The sequence below is a fragment of the Shinella sp. GW821-FHT10F02 genome (assembly GCF_058809275.1).
Window position 1 is genome coordinate 267569 of the sequence record NZ_JBXASL010000002.1, and the last position, 26351, is coordinate 293919.

Below are 26351 nucleotides of genomic sequence, written 5' to 3' on the forward strand. Positions count from 1 at the left end.
ACAATGGCAACCTTGAATCTGCGTGAAGGCCAGACACTTGCCGAAGCCATCCAGGAACGGATCGATGCGGCGGTTGCAACCGGCGACAAGGACTCGCTCGACGACCTGCTTCGCGAACTTTACGAACCGTCCAAAGCTTCCGAGGGTGCCGACAAGCCTTTCGATGCAGCAATCCAGCTGAAGCCTGAAATAAGACAGCAGCTGGCCGAGATCGCGCTCGAAAGCAATGCGGCCCTCAACTGGGCCAACAAGATCGCCCGTGCCGGCCGCTTGGTCAGCTACAAGGCCAAGACGGCGATCGGCTTCAAGGGAATGCATATCGTCGAGGATGGCGACAGCTGGACACAGTATCCGCTTCTGCTCGACGATATCGTCGACCAGCTCAACAAGGATCCGGACAAGGCGATTTTCTCGCTCGGCGCTGCGGGCGATCTGGTCGAGGACATGGCCGCGCGGAAGGAATATGTCCCCGCGCTCAAGCAGAGCGCAGCAAAAGTCTTCATTCTTTCCGGCGGCGGCAACGACATTCTCGGCGACGGGCGGTTTGCCGATCTACTGCACACCTTCGCCAAAGGCAAGAAGGCTGAGGATCTCATCAACCTGCCTGCGCTCGAAGCCGCGCTACGCAGGGTTCTGGCGGCCTATCGCACCATCCTGACCGATGTGCGCCGGCACTTCCCGCAAGTCCGCGTGCTCGGACATGGCTATGATCTTCCCTTTCCGATACGCGACGGCAAGTGGATCGGCAAGCCGCTCGAGGACCGCGGCATTTCCCTCGCCATCGGCCGGAAGATCGTCGAACTGGTGCTAGACCGGTTCGCAGCCGGCCTGCGGACGCTCGAAGGCGAGTTCGGTAATTTCCAACTCGTAGATCTGCGCGGCAAGGTCGGTACCACGAGCGAGAGCTGGTTCGACGAACTGCATCCAAAAAATGAAGGCTTCGCGCGTGCCGCCCAGGAGTTCCGCAAGGCAATTTTGGCTCTCGCGGCCGAATCGTCGGTCATTGTCGAAAGCGCCATCAGCGACAGCACGGCCGACGTCGAAACTGCGGTCGCATCGCTCGAATCCACGGCCGGAGGTAATTTGCCCGGTCTCGAGGCCGCAAGCCGCACCCTCGTCGTGCTCGATCCCGGTCATGGCGGAACCGCACCGCCCGTCAAGCTCGGCGGCTCCAGCTGGAACAACGCGATCGGTCCATCGGGCACGCTCGAAAAGGTTCTGACACTCGATGTCGTCAAGAGAGCCAAGGCAAAGCTTGAAGCTCATGGATTTGAAGTTTTGCTGACGCGGGGCGACGACACCAACCTGTCGCTGGCCAACAGGGCGGCGGTGGCAAAACGGCGTGATGCCCCCGTGTTCGTCTCGGTCCACTTCAATGCATCGGACAACCATAACGCGCAGGGCACCGAGACATTCGTTCACACCAGCCATAACGACGCGTCGCGACGTCTCTGTGTGGCGGTTCAGGCGGCGATGGTAGCGGAACTGGGCCTTTCCGATCGCAACAAGTCTCATGCGGGAGGCATCAAGCTGGGCGGGTTCGGCGTGATCGATCGCACCAGCCAGTCACCACGTACCGCCGCAGTTCTGCTCGAGGTCAGCTTTCTCGACCGGGCCGACGAAGAGGCAAGGCTAAAAACCAATGCCTATCGCGATCGGATCGCGGATGCGCTTGCCCGCGGCATCAAATCCTATCTCCGGCCGTCCACGGAAAGCATCGATTTCGAGACTGCCGATTCCGGTGAGATCGGGGATGCTATCGAACTCGCAGCAGCCGCCGCCGGAAAGACCCTATGGGTCTATATGGGGACGGCCGAAGGGGGCGGTGGACCGGGGGCGGACCATGCGGCCCATCGCTCCCTTGAGTCAACCGCGGCATGGGTCGGCGGCCATGAACTGGGCGGGACGACCAGCAGTACCCACCCTGACCTGTCCCGCCAGATCGCAGAAAGCCTCGCGCGCGATCGCGTGGCATTCGAGGAAAATGGCTCCGAGGATCTCAACGAATTCGCCGGCATGGATGTCGGCACCGGCTTCAACGTGTCCGATCTGGGATATGATGTGGACGCCGATACGGGACGGCTCGAAGCCGTCTTCGCCAATGTCGAGAGTGCCGGCTTCGACATGGCACGCTATGAGGCGTTCATACGCGGGCTCCGGCTCGCCCATTTCTCACCGGCCGAGTTTCTTTTTCTTGGCAACAGCAATGCTTCGGGAGCCCGATGCGCCGGCAGAAACAGTCTGCCGCCGGAACATCTCTGGCCGAACATCGCTAAGACGGCGCGGATGCTTGACGCGATCCGCGCGCGCCTGGGAGCACCGATCCGCATCCTCTCGTGCTACCGCAACAACGCTTACAACACATGTATCGGTGGCGAAAGCGCCAGCCTGCATATGCGCTTCAACGCCATAGACTGGCATTGCGACAGTGGGACGGTCGATAGCTGGCACCGGGCGGCGCTGGCCGTGCGGAGTTTAAGTTCCGAGTTCTCCGGCGGTGTCGGCCGCTACGGCACCTTCATCCACGTGGATACCAGGGGCGTCAACAGGGACTGGAACGGTTGATACCACCCTCCGGCAGGAGCTGAACCATGGCCTCATCATCACATTCTTCCCACCCGCCCGGTTGGACGGACACCCAACAGGTGCCGTTCATATCCGACTGGAGAGACCTCAAGCCATTCGCCGACATGCCTGCCAATGCGGGCGTGACCAATCCCGAGCGCATGCTGGAAGGCTGGACCGCGACCCGCCAGAAAGCCCTCGGCGGCCCGCAGTTGGAAGCCGAGGTTGGCGGCTGGAATACCGTGCCTGCCTCGTTGCTCGATATTCTTGCCGGATACCGGCGGTCGGTCGCGCGGATCGTCGTACCGGAAGGTCAGTTAAATCATCAGAATATACGTGGCGGCTGGCACGGCACGGGTTTCCTGGTAGCGCCGAACATTCTGCTAACCAATCACCATGTGCTCAACAGCGTAGCCGTGGCCGAAGCCGCAACCGTCGAATTCGGCTATGAGTGGCCACGCGATCAGCTTTTCGCCAATGTCAATACGACCGAGCCCCCCGTGGTCCGGTTCGAGCTGTCACCGTCGCGCCTGTTCGTCACCAGCCCGGCCACCGGGGGCGGTCTGGACTACAGCTTCGTATGGATATCCGAGAAGGCGTCGGAGCAGTTCGGCGTCATCCCCATGGAACGCGGCTCGTTCATGATCAGCACATACGAGCCGACATTCGTCATCCACCATCCGCGAGGGCGGCTGAAGGAAGTCTCGTTGGACGACACCGAACTGCTCGCCGTCAACTCGCTGAATATTCTCTATGCCGCCGATACCGATAGAGGTTCCTCGGGTGCCTGCGTGATCAATCGTAATGGCAAATTGGTGGCACTGCATCATGCCTCCTGGAAGGTAGAGGATTTGAGGCGCGTCTATCCAGACTTTGAGCCGAAGCTTTCCGATGGCCGGGATGTGACGATCGGCAATGAAGGCATCAAGATCTCGGCCATCGCAATCGACCTTGAATCGCGGATACGCCCCGGGGAAAAGGATGCTGAAAGTGCTGCGGAAATCCTCGAGTGCATGGCAGGATCGGACACGTTGACGGGCGTGTTCGGCGCTCTCGGCCGGCAGAGCCAGTATGAAAGCGACGCTGCGCGTGTGCGCGCAATTTATGGCGGGTCCGAGCAGGACATGGATATCGGCTTCTGGAGCCTGCGCTGGCTGTTCGACAATACCAGCGTATCGGTGAAGATCGAGGATGTCGTCACCGCCATGACGGATCTCAATCAGGATATCTGGTGCCTTGCAGATGTAACGCCCGCAGTTGCGGCCTCGATCGTCCAAGAGTTGGGCAAGAGGTTCGGCGAGCAATTCGAGCTGCAGTTCTCCGAAACCGACGCGCAGATACGACAGTTCGCCACTGCCATCATCTGGCGACCGACGACGGTGACATGTTCCCGCGCGGACTGGCCAAGCACCGTCTCCGCTGCCTGGAGTGAAGTGATCGCAACACCGGACGGAGCGGGTTCACGGCATCACCCACCCGGCCTGTTCAGAGTGGCGATGAACAAGGTCACGGAGAAATCGACGGGGACGATCAACATCGTCCCGCTTGGCCTGCGGGCCGTCAAAAGCGACGAGACTCGGCGAAGACTCATATCCAAGCTGCTGGTCCGCGCAATGGAGATGGCAATCGAGCAAGGTGATCGGGGTGATTGGGTCATCGGCGGCGATATCGAGCCTCCACTGGCCGAGTTCGATTGCAAGGCGCTGCGTGCCCGGCAGTATCAATGCACGGCCGCGGTCGATCAGCGCCGCGGCAGCGCCATCAGCTATTTACGCGCGCCGTCCTCGCCTGTCCGCAATGTGTTCGTCATGGCCGATCTCGACCTTACCGGCAACGAACAGGATTTCTTCAGCGTCATCAAAAACCGCAAGATGGAGAAATTCGTCCAGAAGCTGACCGACAACCGGCCCGCCGTTTTAAGGCTGGCGCTGGATGCACACGGCAAGAGGGAATCGGAACAGGCGCTCGACGCCAAGCTCGATGCCATTCTTGCCAGAGGCGAAGGGCAAAGCATCGGATCTGTCGAAAATCTTCCCGCGGCATCGGCGGCGCCACTGCTGCAGTCCAGTCCCGCTGCGCGGACGGAGGCTGGGCGGCCATGGTTCGACGGGCTGAGCTGGCACGGGTTGAACAAGCTGCGGTTTCTCTCGGCCAATCGCAGCCAGCTTGGTAGGCTTCTGGCCGAGGTTGCGGCTCGACAGGGCGCGGTCTATCCCGATCTTTCGCCGCTTACGGAACTCGATCTCTGGGTGATTACCTTCGCCGAGGCCGGCCTCGGCAGCGGCGGCGTCGATCCGAATTTCCGCCACTCGCTCGGTGAGATCGGCCTCTATCCCCTGCCCGAAAACATCGGCTTCTGGATCGGTCCGGGCGCTCCGGCCTGGAACCGGCCAATGCTGATCGAAGTCAATATAGAGAGTTACGCGCTTTATCTCGGGCAGATTCGCAACAAGACCGTGGCCACGGTGGGAGGACGAAAGCTTTACCGCGATTTGTTCCGGACACCAGGCATCGACGGAATGCCGGAGCGCGGTGCCCGCCTGCTGGCGGGGATCGTTCACGGCTATTTCGTCAGCCGCAATTATCGCAGCCGCCGAGTCCCGTTCGACAGCATCCTCAATGGCATTATCAACGACGAGCCTATCGACGAATTTCTGGGCGGAACCGATTATGTCCACGCCGGGACGACGATCCTGACCAACCGGCAGCGCAATATCGACGAGGCCGTCGCCGCATTTCGTGTAGCCGGGGGATGACCGTGATGGATGCGAGGCCGCTTTTGAAGGTCCGTCCGGAATGCCAAGTTGCCGGCGGCGGCATGTCTTGCGCGCATCGAGCACGTGCCGCGTCTACCCCCACACGCCTTGCTTTTATGACCGAGATTTTTCACGCCCAAGCTAGGGAGAAAGACAGTGGCTGACGGTTCTGCACTCGATCTTACGCCGAAAAAGATTCAGGACTGGCTCCAGAATCTGAACCGGTTCGACCCCGAACTCGCCACGGCCGTCTCGACCCGCACAGGTGCCGCCGTGACTGAAGGCGCTGCCGTTCTGGAAGCCGACGGTCTCACGCTGCCTGACCTGCCGATGATGCTTGAAACCATGGTGCGGCCTGGACGGCCGGTACTGCCCATCAGGTCCGATCGGATCGCGCGCGCTCCCGCCTTCATTGAGCCGCCGGATGGCGAGCTCATGGCACAGCGCTTGCTTGACGCCGCGCCTAAGCTCAATCCAGTGATCCCGCTGGTGGGGCGTATCGACGTCGTCAATTTCCCGCGCAATGCCAGCTTCATCGGCACAGCCTGGCAGGTGGCGCCCGATATCGTCGTCACCAACAGCCATGTCGCCGAACTCATCGGACGCCGCGATGGTCGCACCTATGCTTTTCTTCCCGGCCGCTTCGGCGACGCGATCGAAACCACAGTCAACTGGAAGCGCGAAATGGACAGCCTGGAAAGCGAAGCCAGTCCGGTGGATTGCATCCTGTTCATAGAGTCGCGGCAGGTCGCCGACATTGCCTTTCTCAGGATTCGCCGTACCAGCGATGGTGCACGCCAGGATCGCGTGCTGCTTGCGGATACAGACGCGCCGGCTGGTACGCAGGTCGCCGTCATCGGCTATCCCGCGCGCGCGGGCTCGGACATCATCCAGGATCAGCGATGGATGGAGCAGGTGTTCGGCGGAAAATACGACGTCAAGCGTGCCGCACCTGGTGTCGTCATGCCGAACTCTCGCGGTTGGGCGACCCACGACTGCACCACGCTCGGGGGAAATTCAGGCTCTGCCGTTATCGATCTCAAGACTGGAAAGGCGGTCGCGCTCCATTTTGCAGGTGCATACATGCTCGAAAATTATGCCGTGCCGGCCTCGACGATCCGAAAGTATCTCGGACAGCGCCCCTGGGAACTGGAAACAACCGTGGCGCAACGATCCATCGATGTCGTCGCAAGTTCGCCGGGCGTGCAAAATACCGCGACGCCCGCCCCCGCCGCGACGAGCGCGTCAATTTCCTTCAACCTGCCGATAACGGTCTCGATTTCGATCGGCAGCCCGATCGCCGCCACCGCCGAAACCGCTCAGATCGACGAAGCGGTGCGCCGCTTTGCCGACGGACATCGCGGCGACGGAATCCTGGATGTTCGCCGCGGACTTGCCGTCAAGGCTGGCAAGTTTACAGACATCCCTTGCATTCAGGTCGTGATCCATCCGGAAAAACTCGCTCAGCTGCGGGCTCGCATGCCAGAGACCTTTCTTGGCCACGCCGTCACAATCCGACCTGCAACCATTGGCGAGTTGCTCGACACCCCTAGTGTGACCAGCGAGGCGCCCTTCGACTCGATCGCTTATAACGACGATGATCGGACCGGGCCGGATTTCAGTTTCGATCCTGTCGATGAGGATATGGAAGTGCTTTGCCATGTAGGACCGGAACGGAGTTGGTCCGTGCTCTCCGACTTCATCGCCAAAGCCGAAAACCGGATGGTGTCGTCGATCTACGAATTTCACGCGGAGCATATCGCCGCGGCCATCGAAAACCGGCTTGTCAAAGGCGTCAGCATGTCCCTGGTGATGGACAATGCGACGCGCGTCGATGAAGGCGGCGTAAAGCCGGGCGACTTCAACCGCCGCGACGTGTTCGAAAGATGGGCGAACGATTTCAACTTCAGCCGTATCTATGTGCCGGAAGGCCCGACCGGTCTGATCGCCAACTCGTATCACATCAAGGTGACGGTCGATGATGCCGACCGTTTCTGGCTCTCCAGTGGTAATTGGAAAGGCTCGAGCCAGCCTGACATCCCCGCTGCCGATCTCGACAACCCAGCTAAGATACGGGCCAAGAAGGGCAATCGCGAATGGCATGTGGTGATCAAGAATAAGACCCTGGCCACCCGCTTCCGCAATCACATATTGGCGGATCTGGATTTTTCGCAGAACAATGGCGGAACCGCCGAGGCATTCGTCAGGGACGTATTCGTCGATGTCCCTGACGTCCTGCTGGAATCCTTCGAACTCGAAGCGCCCGCGCGCCAGATGTTTGAGCCGAAGCCGGTCAACCGCCGTGTGAAGGTGCGCGCCCTGCTTACACCAGACAAGCGCGGAAAGGTCTACACCGATGCGGTTGTCGATCTCATCGAGTCCGCCAGAAGCCAGTTGCTGTTTCAGATACCCTATATCGACTCCTACAAGCCCAGCGCCAAGGGCAATCTCGACAGGCTGGTAACCGCGCTGATCAGAAAGTCAGAACAGATTTCCGATCTGCGCATCATTCTTAGATCCGACTTCGACAGCTGGGTCCTATGCGCCGAGGACCTCAAGACGCGGGGGCTCGACCTCGACAGATGTCTCAAGCATCTTCCGAAAACCCATACGAAGGGCATGATCGTCGATGGTCGGCGCGTCCTCGTCGGTAGCCACAACTGGAGCGGCGGCGGCGTGACGTCCAACCGCGATGCGAGCCTGCTCTTCGACGATGCAGAAATCGCCGGCTATTACCGCGATGTCTTCGAGGTCGACTGGACTCGTGCCAAGGACCCGATAATTCGCGAAAGCGTAGTCCGCGAAGCACCGCGCATCGCCGTCGGAGACCGGCCCGCTCCAGGATTCCGTCGGATCTCGCTCACGGAATTTCTCGAAGGATAGATATGTAGGCGCGGACGTAACGCCTCCGCGACGACATGTGTCTGACACAATTTCGGCCGCTCGCCCGAACGGCGAGCAGGTGGTGGTGCGGCGCGACGAACGTCATGACGGAGACGAAAAATGAGCTTGCTCTTCAAAGTGATCTACACGGTTCTGCTCCTCGGGATCACCTCCGTCGCGATTCGTGAACTCTGGTTCGTCTGGCTCGATAAGCGCGTCTACATCGGCCGCTTCGACGTGATCACCGGGCTTGGCAAGGATGATGCAGAGAGCGACGCCTTCGCGAAACGGATCGTTGCCCAGCAGAGCATTCTTGTACAGCAATTGACGGATTACGGAACGCGACGAGATGCTCTGAGCGACACGACCTACCGGGTCGATGGCATCGCGCCACTTCAGCTTCCGCCGGAGGTGATGGGTGGCATCGATATCACGGTCCAGGAAATCAATGTGCGCCAAGTTCTGACAGCGGTGCGCCGCGCCTTTCTTGCTCCGAATGAAATAACCGGCTCGGTCACGCAACAGGAGTCGTCCGTCATGGCGCTGGTGAACTGGCCCGGCGCTCCCGACATCGCCGGCGACAACGGGGCTATTGCAAGATTCCTCACCCCGAACCGCGGAAATGCACAGGCCGTCGCGGCCCATATCGCCTGTTCCATCACATGGGCAAGAGCAAGTAGCGACGGGACGGGTCCGTTTGCGCTGGCGGGCTCGTGGATCAATGGAAGACTCGCAAAGGCGACGCAAGAGCCACAAGGCCTGGCGAAGCTTTCGCCACGGGCGCAATTTTGCGACTTCATGGCCGCGCTCGGCGATCTCTATGCGCTCGAAGAGATGGCCTCAAGTGTCGATGGGCTTGGCGATCCGCAGACGAATATCGTGCGCCGTCACGCCGCCGTGTTGCGATCGCATTATGCCGACAAGACAGTGCTGCCTGACATCTATCGCCTACGCGCGGATCTGCTCGATCTCCTGCCGGAGGAGAAGCGGGTGCCTGGAGAACTTGTCGATGCTCAGGAAGATCGTCTGCGCTACGCGATGCTGAGCCCAACCCTGCGCACGCTTCCTGAAGAAGAAAGACGGATCGCCGCCCTTGCCCTGGCCAGGCCCGCAATCAGACTGGAAGACGGCAAACCGCACGACGTACCGCCCAACTGGACCAGCCTGCTCGTACGTCGATCGCCCGATATTGCTGCGATCTCGGCCGCGACAGGAATGGTCGTCGATGCAGACGGAAAACATGTTGCGACCGGCTTCATTGTTGCTCCCGGATTGATGGTGACGACCAGACATGTCTTGGACCCGATGATCGGGAAGGATGGAGAAGAGCCTCCGGCCGGTGTTCTGAAACTATGCATGGGTTTTGCTGACGATCGCTGCGCGGACAGTCTGGCGATGGAAAAGATCGTCTATGATGGCAGCTCCGATGGATCCAACGTGGCCCTGGTCGAACTTCGCGCGCACGATCCCGCGCTGATCGTGCCGGTTCCAATCGCCGATACGGCGATCGAGCCAAACACGGTGATTGGCCGTTATGCCTACGTCGTGGGATATCCCGCCATTGATTTCCGCATGCCCGCCGAATTCAATTTCCGCCTCCTGCAGAACGTGGGCGGGGTCAAGCGTGTGATGCCGGGACGCATCCTGGCATTCGGAGGACGATCGATATTCACGAGCGACATCAGCACCACGGCGGGCACCGGCGGCGGGCCCTTCGTCGATCTCTTGACGGGAAAAGTGATCGGCATGAGCTATGCCGGCATGTGGCAGGAAAAGCGCGGCAAGTTCGCCTATTCCGAATCGATCCCAGCTGCCGCACTCGAAACCATCCGAAAGCGCCTCGGCGGAGAGGCCACGCAGGAGCAGTAGCGATTGTCGCATCTCGCGCAGCGGCGCGGACGATGGACCTGTTATTAAAGATCTTAGATCCCGCCTTTTGCCCAGAACTAGTCGCAGCTTTCATTTCGGTTGTGCCGCGAGAGCTTATCGCTTCAAGGTGCAGGCAACAGGCAAGATGTCATTTGCGACAAAGGCTATAAAGCGCGCCGCACTACGGCTATAGACTGTACAAGTGATGGGCACTGTCCGTGAATCTGATTGCGGTGTGAACTAACCGAGTTTCAACCGATTTATAGGCACATTCGTATATCTCATAGTGCTCCGCCTTCCCACGCGAACTTGCAATATATCGGAATGCTTACTTCTCCTTGGCCATCACATAGACGCCAATGCTGAGTTCGATACCATCCTTGGTCCGAAGGTTCCCGAACACGGGAAGGCCAACGGCCGACACGGTACCGAGCTCTCCTGCACGGCAAGCCGTCGCGTGCGACACCTGCTCCTTTCTTGAATTTGAGAACCAGTCGGAGTTGTCCATGTCAATTGGGCAAGGCACTGCTGACTTGGCAGATTCCGCAAATGAAAGCGGTTCAACACGACGTTGATCGATCCGTCTGCCGGCACCCGCTCAAGCCCGGCATTTTCCAGTGGGACAAAACCGTCGCCGACCCTCACGCCCACTCGAAGACTGGCGCTCGGCTTTCGCCAAAAGCCGAAAAAGGGCGGCGATCCTTGTGGACGCACCTCCCCGTTCGACTCCCGATGGAGTATCGAACTCATCCATTAATGAACCGAATTCTTCGTCCGTCAAATCCCGCACGGCAATATCTGAATTAAACTGCTGCTCCATCGGAATCGCCATATAGTTGGTCAAGCGCATCGACCAATCGCTTCGCCCAGGGCATATCTGCTCCGTCGGAGAGTGCGTTAAAATACCACCCCATCATACCTGACAGGTGCGCCATACGGCATTTGGCAGAAGGATGTGCGCGAAGAAACCGGCGGGAAACGAGCGGATCGTCGCGAGAGTGCCGCGTCCGCGACCGCAACGCGAGCGGTTGCGCAAGCAAAATGAGCGGCGTCCAGAGGGGTTTCACCCTTCAACATCGCAGCGGCACACCCGCCCGCAAACGCATCTCCCGCGCCGGGACAAACGATGATAGCGTTTTTACCCGCGCGGTCGTTGACGACGATGCAGGCCGCGCCTCTCAGAAAGTTTTCCATCCGAGTGACAATAGGTGAATGCCTTCTTCTTTGAGTGCCCGCAGCCATGTCGGAGAAGGCATTCGGCCGAGCGGGGTAATGTACGAAATCTGCGCCGGCCCTTGCCGCCGCAGCGGCCTGGTTCGACCTCTTGCCGCCGGGACCAATCGAAAAGCCACTGCCCTTTACCGCCTCGGCACGATTTGGCATGCGCAGCAAGAAACACCACATCTCCAACGACGATATCAAGTATCGAAAAACGGCTCCCGCCATTCAATGGGCGTCGTCATCATTTGGGGGGATGACACCCTTTCTGAACAGGAAACACCCATAAAAACGAGTCTCTCCCGTCGTCACAACGCAGTAGGCTCGTTTCGCCTCCTCGTAAAACGCAAAGCGCTCTATTCCATACATCGGAACAACCGTGCCGTTGGCGCGATCTATCTCCGCTTGGACTTCCTTTTGAACGGCCGGTATTTCGCCAGGTGCACCCATCAATTCCATCCTGCCTGCGGAGGATTGGAGGGGTGTGTCGAGCGGCATCACCGATAGGATGGCCTTGACCGCCCTTGCGGCCGGCACATTATCGATCCTGAGAACTTTCCCGACGGATGTATGCCGCGCAATGGAGTCGGAGGGGAAATTCGTGTCCGAAATGACGAGCGTATCGCCATGCCCCATGGAGCGCAGTGCGTGCAGCACATCGGCATTGAGAGCCGGATCGATATTTTTCAGCACGGTCGGTTCACCAATCCTGTTTCAGACAAATAGCCTGCTGGGCGCGAAAATCGATGTTGGCGGTCGCAGATCAGGAAATCTTCCGTAACAGTTCCATCAGCATCATGCGTTCGCCCACAGTCAGCGGGCTCAGAGTCTCTTCCGAGACGCTAAGAGCGGCCGGCAGATTTCTTTCAATTGTTTCATGACCGGATTCCGTCAGCGTCAACACCAGGCGGCGGCCGTCGGCCGGATCCGCTTCGCTATGAACGAGGCCGCGCTTGACCAGACGATCGACGACGCCCTTGATAGTGGCCATATCCATCGCGATTTCGCGCCCCAGATTGCCTTGCGAGCAGGGCTGCAGGTCTTTGAGCTTGGCCAGCGCTGCCCATTGGGTTGTCGTCAGCTTTTCGGAGATCAGATTCGAGAATATGGCGACGTGACGCTGGTTTGCCTGCCGCAGAAAGAAGCCGACCTGATCCCCCAGCGCATATTGGGCCGACGCTCGACGCGGCCCGTCTTCTTCTGGAGATAAGCTATTTGTCTTGTCGGGGTCCTTAGTCATGTTCTAGAGCTCTCTCCGGCCTTCCGTCCATGCGTTGACGATGCTTGCAGTCGGCACAATATCGACCTGATCGGAAAGGCGGGGAGCAAGGTGGGTCATGGTCGCGTGATGCGCCGCCATGTCGGAGCTGCCGACCGCATCGGCGGCGATGACGACACGATAGCCGGCATCGACGGCATCAAGCACGCTGGCATAGACGCAGACATCGGTCTCGACCCCGCTGAAGACGATCGTGTCGATCGCGTGCTCTTTCAGATATGCTACGAACCAGGAAGAGCCGAACGCGGAATAGGTGAACTTTTCGAATTCGTTTCCACCGTTGGCGAAGCGTTTCAACGGGTCGATCACGTCCTGCATTTCGGCGGGCATGACATCCAGTGTCATCGCCGTCCAACGCTTGTAATAGGTCTTCCAGCAGCCGCTTGCAGCATCCGCCGATTGCGGGAGCATGAATTTCGCAAAGAGCGTGCTTTCGGGCAGCGCTTCGCAGAGCGAGATGACGTTGGGGACGATCCCGGCGATGACGGGCGTATGCCAGACCGTTTCCTCGGCAAAGATGCGCTGCATGTCGATGACCACATGGAGCGTATTTAGGGAGAGCGGGGCCAAACGCATCGGATCATTCCGAAACGGCAATGGTATGGTCGGGCGACCAGGCCAGCGTAACGACCTCGCCCTCGCTCAGCACACGCCCGTCCCTGTTCTGGGCAAACAGCTTGAGGTTCAGGCCGCCGGGCGTGACGAGCAGATAGGAAAGCGCTTGGCCCGCATAGATGACCGTGGTTATCCGCGCCGTAATGCTGTTGGACGCTGCATCGGGAGCGGAGACGACCGACATTTTCTCGGGCCTGACCGCCAGCGTGACGTCCGCGCCATCGGCGGGAAGAGCACCGGCAGCACGGATCACGGCACCATCGGCCAGCCGGACCGCGCCGCCCTCGACCTTGCCATGCAGGAAGTTCGAATCCCCGAGGAACTCGGCCGCAAAGCGTGTCAGCGGCCTTTCGTAAACCTCGCCGGGTTTGCCGATCTGGACGATGCGACCCTTGTCCAGAATCGCGATCTTGTCGGAGAGCGTCAGCGCCTCCTCCTGGTCATGCGTGACGAAGATCGTCGTCAGGCCGCTTTCGCGCTGGATGCGCAGAAGCTCGACCTGCATTTCCTGGCGCAGACGCCTGTCCAGCGCCGACAGCGGCTCATCCAAAAGCAGGACGCTCGGCTTGATGACCATCGCGCGGGCAAGCGCGACGCGCTGCTGCTGCCCGCCTGAAAGCTGTTTTGGATAACGCTTGCCGAAGTCCGGAAGGTGAACCATCTCCAGCGCCTGATTGGCCTGCTTTCTGGCCTCTGCACCCTTGATGCCCCGGCGTTCCAGCCCGAAAGCAACGTTCTGTTCCACGGTCATATGCGGGAAAAGCGCGTAGGACTGGAACATCATGCCGATGTTGCGCCCCCAGACGGGAACGTTGGTCACATCAGAATTGCCGATCATCACCACCCCCTCGTCCGGCTTGATGAAGCCGGCGACGATCCTCAGGAGGGTCGTCTTGCCGGAGCCGGACGGCCCCAGAAGACTGGTGAACGAACCTTCCGGAAATTCCGTCGTGATATCGCGCAAGACCGAAACGCTGCCGTAAGTCTTTGCAACTGAATTCACATTAACGTTTGTCACTGACGTCTCCAGGTTTAGCGAACCGCGCGAATATCAGGATGGCAGCCATGGACCCCAGAAGAAGCAGCGTTGATATCGCGTTGATTTCGGGCGTGAAGCCCTTGCGGATGGCGGAATAGATCTGCACGGGCAACGTCGTGTAGCCGGGCGTCGCGAGGAAATAGGAGATGACGAACTGGTCGAGCGACACGGCAAAGGCAAATAGCGCCGCGCCGATGATGCTGGGATAGAGCAGAGGCAGCGTCACGGAAAAGAACGCATGCACCGGAGTCGAGCCGAGGCTCATCGCCGCCTCTTCCAGATCGACGCGGATGGTCTTGAACCCCGTGCCGACGACGAGCACCACATAGGGGATTGCCAGCGCCACGTGCCCGATCAGCAAGGCATGCATGCCCCGCCCGATACCCGACCAGTAGAAGAACACCAGCATCGCCGTGCCCGTGATCAGCCATGGAATGGCGATCGGCGGCAGCAGCAGCAACTGCAGCAGGCTTTTGCCGCGAAACGTGCGCCGCTCCAGCGCAACCGCCGCCATCGTGCCGAGACTGGTGGCGATCACAGCCGTGATCACGGCGATGATGATGCTGTTCAGGCCGGATGTCAGCAGCGGTGTGTTGTCGTAGAGCGCCTTGTACCAACGCGTCGAGAATGAGAAGGGCATCTCGTAGAGTGAGGATTCGTTGAAGCCCATCGCCATCATCACCACGATCGGAGTGTACAGGAAGAGAAGCATGACAAAGAGATAGATGCGTCCGAGATGCGTCATGTCTGTCTCCCCCTCACGCCGCGGCGCCGCGCTTCAGGACGCCGGAAAAGGTTGCGAAAATTGCAAGCACGACGGCAAGCAGGGTGAAGGACAGGGCAGCGCCCAGCGGCCAATTGAAGGCCTGGGTAAACTGATCCTCGATCACCGTGCCCATGGTGACGCCGACCTTTCCGCCGAGAATGCGCGGCTCCATGAACGAGCCGATCACCGGAACGAAGATCAGAACGCAGCCCGAGATCAGGCCCGGCGCCGCCATCGGAATGAGGATCTTGAACAGTACAGTCCACCAGCGCGCGCCAAGGCTGACCGCCGCCTCGATGATCGCGTCGTCGATGGTGATCAGGGCGATATAGCAGGTCAGGATCATGTAGGGCAGGTAGCCGTGCACCAGACCGAGCACGACCGCATAGCGCGTGTAGAGAAAGGAGATCGATCCTGCATCCGGCGCAACCAGGTGAAGAAGGTTGTCGAGAAAACCGTTCTCGCGCAAGACCATCGTCCAGGAGAAGACGCGCACAAGACCGTTGGTCCAGAACGGCAGCAGGATTAGGATGAGCAAAGTCTCGCGCATGCGGCCAAACGTTGCCCTCGCAAGGGCCACGGCCGCGAGGAACCCGAAAACGGCGCAGAGCAGCGTCGTCCAGAAGCCGATGACCAGTGAGGTCCAGCCGATATTGAGCAGATAGGGCTGATCGATGAATGCGCGATACTGCTTCAGGGTGAAGACCAGCGGCGCCTTGCCCATCGGCGTCGCCGACAGGAAGCTGAAGCAGAACATGGTCAGCAAAGGCAGGAGCACCGCGAGCGTGAGCCACGCATAGGTCGGCATCAGCAGGGCGATCGTGGCGACCCATTGCGGCGGCGTCCAGCCTGCGCGCGGACCCGAAGGTCCGCGCACTGCATGGTTCATGGTCTGGTCATTCGGCATAGAAAGCCTTGACCTCCTGCCAGAGGTTGTTGAACGCCTCGCGCCGATCATCCGGCAGCGCGGACTGGAACGACATGGTCTTGAGATATTCGGGCTTGTGCACCAGGCGGTTGAGGTCGTCAGCCGGCAATTTCTCCATGGCCGCTCCGTTGGCCGAGGCCGGCGCGCCGACCTTGGTCGCCCATTCGACATAGAATTCCGGATCGATCATGTAGTTGATGAAGGCAAGGCCGCCCTCGGGATTGGTGCTGGTGCTCGGGATCGTCAGGTTGTCCAGCCAGCCGATGCCGCCCTCCTTCGGCACGACGAACTCGACCGGAAGCTTCGCGTTGCGCTTGGAACGTACCGCGGCACCCGACCAATAGACCGAAAGGTCGAATTCCTTGGCCGCGAAAGCCTTGTTCCACTGGTCCTCGCTCGACCACAGCAGCTTGACGTTCTCCTTGAACGCCTTGAGCTTTTCCGTGACGACGGCGAGATCGGTCGGATTGTTGATGTCCTGGCCCGACAGCAATGCGCCGATCGCGACGTTGGTCACCGCGTCGTCGAAGAGAGCCAGTCGGCCCTTGTGGGCCGCATCCGCAAGCACCGCATAGCTGTCCGGCTTTGCCGAGCCTTCCGAAATCGCCAGCGAGGTGATGCCCCATACCCAGGCCGCGCCATAGGGCTTGCCATCCGACAGGAGATTGGGATGCTCCTTCAATTCCGGCGACAGCCCCGCGGCATTCGGGATTGTGGAGAAGTCGATCGGCGCGATCAGCCCCTCGACGGCCGCCTGCTGCGTGCGGGCGCTGTTGATCAGGACGACGTCATATGCGCCCGGATTGGTCCTCAGCTTCGTCAGCATCTCCGGTTCGGAGCTGAAGTAGTCATGGACCACCTCGATGCCGGTCTTTTCGGTGAAGGCCTTCACCGCCCAGGCCTCGTCCGTGCCGTAACCCTGCCAGTTGAGAACAGTGATCTTGCCGGCCGAGAAGGCCTGGCGCGGCAGCATCGAAAGCCCGGCACCGGCGATCAGCCCGGCGGATATCAGGCGAAATGTTTCGCGCCTCGTGAAATCGGTCATGCGTTACCCTCCTGTTTTTTGAACCCAGATATTCATTTGTAGACAAACTATTTTATGCGAGACCAGCGCCGTCGCTTGAGAATGAGGAATGTTCCATTTCGAAAGAAAATCGGCTCATCCATCATTTGTCTTTACAGCGAGTGCGAACCCATGGCGCGACTGGCTTATCGAAGGAAAATGACGGGGCTCCCTCGCGCAATATCCGCGCGAGGACGCAACAGCCAACACTTTCGGTTCATTCTCCTTCGTGTTCCCAGATCTCAGGTCGGTTTTTTATTATTGTTTGTGTACGAATTATTATGCGCGCGACTTTCAGGAAGTCAACGGGTGGATCCCCGAAGATTCGACCGATTTATTTGAAAAATGCACGCTGAGACGGGTGGCGGACGCCTGCGTGGCAAATTCAAACCGAATGCCGCCCGTCGGGCAGTCGGTTGCCGCCAGTTCGGCCTCTCCCAGACGGCTCGCGACAAGGGCCGAAACCGGGATCGACGGCAGCTCTATCGCGCCCTCTCCCGCCGCCTCGGGCAATAGTGTGAGACTGACGCTGCCCTTTTCGACGACGATGTCGGACAATCTTCCGCGCAGGCGCGTGCGCAGAAAATCCTTCCCGTCGAGGGCCAGCGTCAGCAGCCCGTCCCGTATGGTCACGGTTGCGGCGCCCGCCGGGGTGAGGATTGGTCCCAGCGAGACATCGTCGCCGGAATTGCTTATGCTCCATCCGCGCCAAGGGTCGAAATCGCAGATTTCGCCGACCGCCATCATCGGCAACAGCGCGGCCCAGATGTAGAAGGGATCGGTATCCCCCTGGTCCATCGCCTCGCCGGTGACGGCATTGTAGTTTTCCGCCGCGATGCGCCCGGTGCGCCAGGATTTCATGAAGAGATCGTAGCTCTGCCGGGCAAGGGCGCTCGCCTGTTCGAAGAAGCCGTAGCGGCGCAGGCCAAGCCAGACCATGTAGTTGACATTCGGCCAGATGCGGCCTCGCCAGTAGACGTTGTCGGCAAAGGCGGGATCGTCGCGGGTCGCATTCGGCAGGCCGAACGGGCCGGCAAAGGTGCTTTCGTCGCCGAGATGGCGCAGCAGATGTTCCGCCTGACCGGCGGTCGCCGCGCCGCACAGCAGGGGGTAGAAGCTGGTGGGCGACAGAGAGCGGACGAAACCGCCCTTGCGCTGCCGGTTTGCGAAGATCTTGCGCTCGTCGTCCCAGAGCTCCTGCGAAATGAGCGTGCGGATCCACTCCGCCGCCACTGTAAATTCGGCGGCGTCTTCATGATGTCCGAGCACCGATGCCATCCTGGCCAGCATCTCGGCATCCAGCGCCAGCGCGCAGTTAAGCCCCAGGTCGAAGGTGGACAGCGAGCGCGTTTCCGGCTGATAGACCGCCTCGTCATGGGTTGCCGAATTGTCCATGCCGGTCTCGTTGCGGGCGGCAAAGGCGGTGCCCTTGTAGAGCCCCTCGCCGACATCCGATGTCCCGCAGGAGACGAGGCCGGCCGAATCCGGATCGCGATGCGCCCGCCACCAGCGATTGTTGCGGGCCAGCGCCTGGTAGGATGCCCGCAGGATCGAGCTTTCGCCGCTGCGCTGATAGAGCTGCCAAGCGACGAGGGCGCCGTGCGGCGGTTGGCTGCGATCCACCCAGGCGTCGTTGGAGGTGACGATACACGCGATATTGCCCTGCGGCGTTGCGCCCGCCAGCGCCACAGCCATGTTTTCGCGAGCGAGATCGGCATCGAACACGCCGGCGAGAAGCGCTGCGAACGTCTGGTCGTTGTACCAGACCGCGAATTTTCCAAGGTTCCAGATGCGTGTCACGGCGGTATATGACCGCGCGTTGGTTTCGTCCCAGACGGTGTTCCAGGCGACGACGTCGCGCATGGCGTCCAGTGCGCCTTCGTAGGCGGAGAGATGGGCCGGCGGCAGGTCTGCGGCGCGCTTTGCGGCGAGACCCGCAATGGCGTTTGCAGTTGCGAGCGCCGCGCTGTCGGCGACGGCGGCGCAATAAGCGCCCTGGCGCATCATCTCCAGATTGAAGCGGAGCGCCAGAACCGGCGCGGCTTCGCTACGCGTCGCCAGATGGAAATAGCCGTTCGTCTCGAAATCCGCCCGCAGGGCCGCGATCGTCTCGTGGCCGGTCACCTGCACCGGGGCATCGGCCGTTGCGATGGCAACAAACCGCGTGCCGACCTTGACGAGCGCAACGCCCTTGTCCGCATCGAAGGTGACACTCTCCCCGCCTTCCGCCGATATAGCCAGCGTGACCCAGAACCGCAGCCCCCATTCGCCGGTCTTCAACGTTTCCCAGCGCCCGCAGACGGTGAACGGGTCCGGTTTCGTCGTTGAAAAACCGATGGTCGTGCCGGAATGATCGGTCTCCAGATCAATATGGGAGCCATCGATGCTGTGGCGGCCGAGGCGAACCGGCTCGCGGCGCGGCGCGATTTCCGACGTCGTGCGGCTCCTGCTGGAATAGAGCACCGGCGTGATCCGGACACCGAGCGGCAAAAACACCATTTCGGCAGGGCGATCCGACCAGCTGTTCCAGGCGCGGCTAAGGGGTACGGTGGTGTGTAGCAGCATGTCTCGGGTTCCACTCAATGTCTGTTCGTCAGCAGAATAAGGCGTGGCGGGGTCGCAAGCCCGCTTTTGTCCAGCATGTCACCCTGATAGGGCGTACCCGCGTAGTAGCGGTTTGCAGCCGTATTGGACACGGCAAGTTCGATCTCGTGGCGCCCTTGCGCCAGATGGCCAAGCACGAACCGGTACGGCCGCCACGCACGCCGGCCGATCTCCTGCCCGTCGACACGCACCGTCACCGCCGTATAGACCTCGCCAAGATCGAGAACCCAGTCGCCATCGGTTTTGATCGTGACCGAACGACGGTATAGGCCTGTGCCGGAAAAGGCGGAATGCCCCTGAACCTCCCAGCCCTCGCTGACGGAAACCGGCGCGAAAGCGCGCGATCCTTCAGGCGAAAACGACCAGCCGTCCTCAAGCGTCAGGGTTTCACGCGGATCGGCCTGTTCCGGGTCGCCAACAATCAGGTCCGTTCCGGGCGAATCCGCCGGGTGCAGACGAAGGCACTGCACCTCATGCGGTTCAAGAACGATGGTCAGCCGTCCGGACGTTCCGCGTCGGTCGATGGTCCCGTCTTCCGGCTGCCAGACTTCGCATGCGAAGCCTTGGCCAAGCGCGATGTCGACCTCAAGGCCTTGAAGACCATCGTTGAAAACGACGATCCGCCACCAGCCGTCCCCGTCCAGTCCGACCCAGCGCCAAAGCGTGCGTCCCGCAGGGATCGCGATCTGCGGCCCGGCAAGCGGCAGCGTGGCGACAAGCCCTGCAATATCCGACGGGGGGGGAATATGCGGCAGACAAGCCGTTCCCGCTGGCGCATCGCCGGCAAAGGCGCCGTCGCAGAGATCTTTCAACCTGTCGCCGGACAGCCACAGCAACCCGCCGGCTGTTTTGAAATCGGAGAGCGTGTGCAGCGTCGCCGTCCTCGCCAGCACGGTCACCGACGGCATCACGACGGCGTCGAATAAGAGACCCGAAATGCTGATCCTCGCACCGTCGATGGAGGCATCCGAAAGCTGCTTTTCGCTCACCACCATATACTCGCAGCCGAGCGCCTGGAGATATTCGCACCACGCGCCCAGATGCGCCGCGTGGCTATGGCGCGGGCCTTCGGCCCATGCGGTGTGCAGCGGGTAAAGAATGGCGACCCGCGTATGCGGCCGGGCCGGTTCTATGAACGCGGATATCCGTGCCGTTTCCGCGGCAAAAAGATGATGATAGGGCCACCAGGGTTCGAAATTGATGCCTGGCCCGAAATCGAAGCGCGGATTGGCAAAGGGCGTGACGTCTCCATCGTTGCCGTCCGTCTGATAGACCCCATGCCAGAGAAACTGTCGGGCGCCGAGGCAATAGAGCCGGATCGCTTGTGCCCGCATGGTTTCCAGCGTCAGTTCCCATTGGCCGGCGGCGCGAACGGGCGTGCGGGTGGCCGTTGCATAGGTCTCGACGGTGCAGCGGCTGCGGCCATTGGCCCGGGCGACGGAATCGCCGATCTTCGGCGCAAGCTGGGCCACGAAATTGTTGGCGTCCACCGCGGTATCATGCCGAAAGCCGTCGATGCCGAAGAAGTCTGTGGCGGGCGCGACCCGGGGATCGATCCCGGTAAAGCCGCCATTGAGCGACCAGGAGCCGACATGCGGCAGGATTTCATGCCCGGTGAGCGCAATCCCGTAATCATCCGCCCATCGGCGCAGGGTGCCGAAGAAGCTGGCGTTCATCAGTCCCGAATAGGCCTCGTGGAACCTGGCCCGTAATCTCCGCGTCTGCGGTCCGACATCGCGCAAGAGGGACAGCAGGGCATGCGGGAAAGCTGCACCGGTTTTAGCGGTAACGACCACTGCAAGCGCTTCATCGAAGAGAAGGCTGTTGCCGAGATTGCCGGCTAGCTGATCCCAGCGATAGAAGCCCGCGGCCGGCTGGTCGTAGAACACGAAACCCAGCGGATCGGGCATCAATCCGCCTAGTGCGCGGCGGTAGGGTTCAAGACCGACCTCGATGAAGCGTTCGGCGGCCTCAGGCAGAAGGTAGTTGATGAGGCGCGAGGTCGCGGAACGGGCGCTGAGAAAAACCGTAATGGCCTCTCCGGCCGCGAGGGTACCGTCGAAGGCAAAGCCGCAGGACTGCGCATCGGCATCCGTGATCCGCACCCGGCCCGTGATATTGACAGCCTCAAGGACATCGCCCATCGGGCCGGATGGGTGCAGCAGGGCTGCTTCGATCGACCAGTCACACCAGAGAACATCGCCGCCCTCATATTGCCAGGCCAGGATGTCCGGCCCCATGCTGTTGACGAAGGGTGGATGGATGCCGCTGATCTTCCCGCTTGCCTGCGATGTCGTGCACCAGAAAAGATGCCGCTCCCGCAGATCGTCGCGGCCTTCGACCGTGCGGCCGCCGGCATGGCCGCTGATCCAGTTATAGTCGTCGTAGATGCCAACCTTCAGGCCGAGCTCGCCGGCAATTTCGACCGCGCGCCGGTATGAAGCGAGATAAGCGTCGGACAGATAGTGTTCCCGCGGAAAGGCAAGGCGTGCCTGAACGAGGATCGTGCCGAAACCCTGATCGCGAAAATCGGTCAGTTGCGCACGGCAGGTCGCCTCGTCCGGTATCGAATGCCAGAACCAGTAGGCAGACGGACGAAACGCATGGGGCGGATCAAGAAAAAGTGCCTTGCTGTCCAAGTCCACGATAGTCCCTACTTCGATCTGCGCCGTCATGTTCAATGCACCATCGACGCGATGCGGTCGATCGCCGGACCGAGGCTCGACCAAGCCGATTTATCCGGAGCGAAGCGTGCCCGCAGGTAGGCCGTCAGGTCTTCCATCTGCCCGCGATCCAGCACGCCGCGAAACGCCGGCATCGACATGATTTCAGGCATCTCGCGCCCTGTCGTTTCGGCCAGGATCGCCGGTGCTTCGACACCATTCATCAGGACCTGAAGGACGTTGTCCGGCACATCGCTGTGCAGGTTGCTGTTGAGCGTCAGCGGCGAGAGGATCGTGTTGCCTTCATGACAGGAGGCACATGCGCCTGCGAAAATACGTGCTCCTTTTGGTGACACGAGGGCGGCCTGCTCGGATGCCGCAATGCTCGCCGAAATCGCAGATTGCGTCTGGACGTCGGTCGCTTGGGAGGACGACGTTTCGTTCAGCCCCGAAAGATAGGCGGCCATCGCGCGGATATCGCTGTCCGGCAGCGGCGCCAATGCGGAGACCACATCGGCCATCGGACCCGCAGCGCTGCCGTGATCGCGGGCATGGCCGCTGCGCAGGTAGTCGTAAAAGGCAGTCTCAGTCCAAATCACCGGCCCCTTGGCAAGGGCATTCAGCGCGGGCGCCTCCCAGCCATCGGCAAAGCCGCCGGAAAGGTGGGCCTTACCGGATTTTTCAGCGCCCAGACCATTGCGCTCCGTGTGGCAGGCGGAACAGTGACCGAGCGTTTCGACGAGATAGGCGCCGCGATTCCAGACGGCGCCCTTGGTCTGGTCATACTGGAAAGGCGCCGCCTTCAGGAACATCGCATTCCAGCCCGCCATCATCGCGCGCATATTATAGGGGAAGGCCAGCCTGGTTTCCGGCGCCTTCCGTGCAACGGGCGTCTGGGTTGTCATATAGGCATAGAGCGCCTGAAGATCGGCCTCCTCGGCACCGGCAAAAGACGTGTAAGGATGCGCCGGATAAAGATGATGACCATCCCGGCTGATACCCTGGCGCATGGCGCGCTCGAAGGCAGGATAGGACCAGTTGCCGATACCGTGTTCCAGGTCCGGCGTGATGTTCGTTGCGTAGACCACGCCAAAGGGCGTCTCGAACCGGCGCCCTCCGGCAAACATCTGTCCGTCGTCTCCGACATGGCAGACATTGCAGGCACCGGCCGCGGCCGCAAGCCGCCCCCGCTCGATGGTGGCCGCGCTGTAGAGGTTAGGGTCCGGCCGCGCGATGGGGCTGATGGCCGGACGCCAGGGAGAGGCCATCGTTGCAAGGCCGGCGACGGCGCTCAAGATGCCGACGACAGGCAGGCCGACCGCCCACCAGCGGCGCTTGCGAGCGGGCGGCACCGTCTCCGTGGCGTCCTTGCCGTTGAGGGCGGCCAGAACACGCTCCGGCGTGAGCGGCAACTCGCGAAAGCGGATGCCCGTTGCATCGAACACCGCATTGGCAATGGCCGCAGCACTGGGAACGGAGGCGGACTCGCCGACGCCGAGCGGCGGCTCGTCCGGCCGAGGGATCATCAGGACATCGATGTCCGGCACTTCGGGGAAGGTGATGAGCGGATAGCCGCCCCATTCCTTGCTTGTCACCGCCGTCGATGAAAAGCCGACCTGCTCCTTCAGCACCCGGCTGGTGGACTGGATGATATTGCCGTGGATCTGGTGGCGCACGCCATCCGGATTGATCATCAGCCCGGAATCCTGGCCGCAGGTGACCCGCGTCACCGCGATCTCGCCGGTCTTCCGGTTGACCGCCACATCGGCGACCCATGCTGCCCAGGCTGCCGCGGTTCCGGGGAATTTGCCGTGCACATACACTGCATAAGCGAAGCCCCGCCCATAGAGCAGATCGCCTTCACCGCCCAGCGTGCCGGGGCCAGCGTGCGGCACCCATTTTGCGCGCTCGGCGGTTGCCCGGACGAGATCGATGGCCCGTGGGTCCTGCAGGTATCGCAGCCGGTATTCGATGGGATCGACACCGGCGGCCGAGGCGAGTTCATCGACATAGGATTCATGCGCGAACGTGTTCGGCATGGCCGAAACGCCCCGAAACCAGGACGCGCGGGCAATCGGCGGCATGTCGTGCACGGTGACACGAAGATTGCCATAGGCATAGGGCGGGATCGCCGTCCGGTCGCCCATCTGCACGACCTCGGGAACCGGGGCGATCTTGCCCGTCAGAAGCAGCGGAAGCGTCGGCGCGAGGTTGGACGGATACCGGGTTTCGAAATCGTAGGCGGCGGGGCCACCTTCGAGATCGAGGCCGCCGCGCACGTCGATCACCTGCGCCGCACCTTTGGGCTCCCAGGCGTGCTCCTGCTCGCGCGTCAGCTGTACGCGCACCGGCTGCCCGACGGCGCGCGACAACAGCGCGGCATCGGCGGTGACGTCATCGGCGCAATTGCGACCATAACACCCGGCCGCCTCCAGCCTCTCCACGACGATATGCTCTTCCGGAATGTCGAGAAGGATCGAGAGATCCTTTCGCATCGGAAACGGGTTCTGCGTGCCGGACCAGACTGTCAGGCGACCGTCGCGATAGTCGGCGACCGCGCAGGACGGGCCGATCGAGCCGTGCATCTGGTAGGGCCAGATATAGGTACGGTCCATGACATCGGCCGCGCCCTCGCGCGCCAGATCGACATTGCCGCGATCGATTAGCTTGCGCGGCGTTGCAGGGTTGGCGCGCAGCGCTTCTTCCGGAGAATTGAGGTCGGCCACGTCCGGTGGCTCACGCCAGACGACCTTCAGGCTTTTTGCAGCCTCGGCAGCATTTTCCTCCCGGGTCGCAACGACGCCGACGAAATCGCCGATAACGACGACCGCCACAAGACCCGGAACATGCGCGAGCGAATCTTCATCGACCGAAATCAGGCTCGTTCCAACATGCGAACCGTGATCGAAGCCGGCATAGGGCGGACGCACCACCCTTCCATGCAGCATGCCGGGCACGCGCACATCGTGCACGTAGGTCCATCGGCCGGTCGCCTTCGCGGGAATGTCCACGCGCGGCCGGGAAGATCCGATGATCCGATAGTCCGCGACCGGTTTCAAAGGCGCTTGGGGATCGATGACCAGTTGCACGCCCGGTCCTTCGACAAGCTCACCAAAGGATATGCTGGCGTTCTCCCCGGTAACCGCGCGGATGATCCCCTCTTCGACCACCAGGTTTTCGAGCGGCAGGCCAAGTTTTTCAGCCGCCCGCCTAAGGAAATAGTGTCGCGCGGTCGCTGCCGCCCGCTGCAACGGCTTTGCCGTCACCTGAATGGTCTCGCTGGCGATCGTCGCACCTTGGTTGGGCACGGCGGAGGTGCTGCCCAGCACCATCACCACATTCTCAAAGGGCACATCGAGTTCTTCCGCAACGATCTGGGCAAGGGACGTGCGGATGCCCGTTCCCAGATCCACATGCCCGTTAAAGGCGGTGACCCCGCCCTGCCCGTCGATCGCAATGTAGAGTTCGGCATCCGGCTCAGACGACGAAAGCACGGCCAGCATGTCCGGCGTGTCCAGATAGCTCGATTTCGGAAGATCATGGGCGGCCGTCATGCGCGCACCTCGGGATTGGCGGAAAGTGCGCCGGCTGTCGGCGACTTGATCGCTGCCGCCTTGCACAGACCGACAGCTTTGCGCACGGCGGCGAGAATTTCGACATGGGTGCCGCAGCGGCAGAGATTATGGCGCAACGCGTCGCGAATATCGGCCTCCTGCGGATCCGGATTGCGCGCGAGCAGCGCGACGGTGGTGATGATCATGCCGTTGAGGCAATATCCGCACTGCGCGCCGGATTCATCTATGAACGCCTGCTGGACGGGATGAAGTCCATACTCTGTGCAGAGCCCTTCAAGTGTCGTGATGTCGCGCCCGGCAATCGCCCGCAAAGGGATCGTGCACGCGCGCACCGCACGCCCGTCGACAAGAATGGAGCAGGCACCGCACTCGCCGAGACCGCAGCCGTATTTCGGCCCGTTGAGCTCCAGATCATTGCGCAGGATATACAGCAAAGGCGTCTGGGGATCGGCCACCACGACAACGTTCCCGCCGTTGACCCGCAGCGAAAATGGCGAGGGCGCGACGCTCGTTTTCATATCGCCATCC

Annotated in this window: 15 protein-coding genes; 4 read left to right on the forward strand and 11 right to left on the reverse strand. The window is 61.2% G+C overall.

Features of this window, described 5'->3' with window-relative positions; all coding sequences use genetic code 11:
- The first annotated feature begins 3 nt into the window (after positions 1-3).
- The 4 genes from AC1RWL_RS07200 (at position 4) to AC1RWL_RS07215 (ending at position 10073) form a co-directional block, all read left to right on the forward strand.
- Positions 4-2565: an N-acetylmuramoyl-L-alanine amidase gene (locus tag AC1RWL_RS07200; RefSeq protein ID WP_493094063.1), complete on the forward strand. Its 2562-nt coding sequence runs from the start codon at positions 4-6 to the stop codon at positions 2563-2565.
- A gap of 26 nt (positions 2566-2591) precedes the next feature.
- Complete coding sequence (locus AC1RWL_RS07205; RefSeq protein WP_493094064.1) at positions 2592-5321, forward strand: trypsin-like serine peptidase; 2730 nt, start codon at positions 2592-2594, stop codon at positions 5319-5321.
- Positions 5322-5477: 156 nt separating this feature from the next.
- Positions 5478-8204: a phospholipase D-like domain-containing protein gene (locus AC1RWL_RS07210; protein ID WP_493094065.1), complete on the forward strand. Its 2727-nt coding sequence runs from the start codon at positions 5478-5480 to the stop codon at positions 8202-8204.
- Between the two features lie 120 nt (positions 8205-8324).
- Positions 8325-10073 (forward strand): S1 family peptidase, encoded by a 1749-nt coding sequence (locus AC1RWL_RS07215; RefSeq protein ID WP_493094066.1) that lies wholly within the window; start codon positions 8325-8327, stop codon positions 10071-10073.
- Between the two features lie 1446 nt (positions 10074-11519).
- On the opposite strand, the gene AC1RWL_RS07220 is transcribed toward AC1RWL_RS07215, so the two are convergent.
- The 11 genes from AC1RWL_RS07220 to AC1RWL_RS07270 all read right to left on the reverse strand — a co-directional run bounded on the left by AC1RWL_RS07220 (position 11520) and on the right by AC1RWL_RS07270 (position 26341).
- Positions 11520-11984 (reverse strand): RbsD/FucU family protein, encoded by a 465-nt coding sequence (locus AC1RWL_RS07220; protein ID WP_493094067.1) that lies wholly within the window; start codon positions 11982-11984, stop codon positions 11520-11522.
- A 70-nt stretch (positions 11985-12054) separates the two neighbouring features.
- Complete coding sequence (locus AC1RWL_RS07225) at positions 12055-12531, reverse strand: MarR family winged helix-turn-helix transcriptional regulator (RefSeq protein ID WP_493094068.1); 477 nt, start codon at positions 12529-12531, stop codon at positions 12055-12057.
- Positions 12532-12534: 3 nt separating this feature from the next.
- Positions 12535-13146, reverse strand: a complete 612-nt coding sequence (locus AC1RWL_RS07230; RefSeq protein WP_493094069.1) for a cysteine hydrolase family protein — start codon at positions 13144-13146, stop codon at positions 12535-12537.
- 4 nt (positions 13147-13150) lie between these two features.
- Positions 13151-14203, reverse strand: a complete 1053-nt coding sequence (locus tag AC1RWL_RS07235; protein WP_493094070.1) for an ABC transporter ATP-binding protein — start codon at positions 14201-14203, stop codon at positions 13151-13153.
- Entirely contained in the window at positions 14190-14969 is a 780-nt protein-coding gene (locus tag AC1RWL_RS07240; protein WP_493094071.1) for an ABC transporter permease, read from the reverse strand. Before AC1RWL_RS07240 ends, AC1RWL_RS07235 begins: the two co-directional genes overlap by 14 nt.
- 13 nt (positions 14970-14982) lie before the next feature.
- Positions 14983-15879 carry an ABC transporter permease gene (locus AC1RWL_RS07245; RefSeq protein WP_493158301.1) on the reverse strand — a complete coding sequence of 299 codons (897 nt, stop codon included), beginning with the start codon at positions 15877-15879 and terminating at the stop codon, positions 14983-14985.
- Between the two features lie 7 nt (positions 15880-15886).
- Positions 15887-16963 (reverse strand): ABC transporter substrate-binding protein, encoded by a 1077-nt coding sequence (locus AC1RWL_RS07250; RefSeq protein ID WP_439619018.1) that lies wholly within the window; start codon positions 16961-16963, stop codon positions 15887-15889.
- A gap of 312 nt (positions 16964-17275) precedes the next feature.
- A complete protein-coding gene (locus AC1RWL_RS07255; protein WP_493094073.1) occupies positions 17276-19546 on the reverse strand; it encodes an MGH1-like glycoside hydrolase domain-containing protein in 2271 nt (756 codons plus the stop codon).
- 14 nt (positions 19547-19560) lie between these two features.
- A complete protein-coding gene (locus AC1RWL_RS07260; protein ID WP_493094074.1) occupies positions 19561-22260 on the reverse strand; it encodes a carbohydrate-binding protein in 2700 nt (899 codons plus the stop codon).
- Between the two features lie 2 nt (positions 22261-22262).
- On the reverse strand, positions 22263-25802 hold the full coding sequence (locus tag AC1RWL_RS07265) for a molybdopterin cofactor-binding domain-containing protein (protein ID WP_493094075.1): 3540 nt from the start codon (positions 25800-25802) through the stop codon (positions 22263-22265).
- On the reverse strand, positions 25799-26341 hold the full coding sequence (locus AC1RWL_RS07270) for a (2Fe-2S)-binding protein (RefSeq protein ID WP_493094076.1): 543 nt from the start codon (positions 26339-26341) through the stop codon (positions 25799-25801). The genes AC1RWL_RS07265 and AC1RWL_RS07270 overlap by 4 nt, the downstream gene beginning before the upstream one ends.
- Positions 26342-26351: the final 10 nt, after the last annotated feature.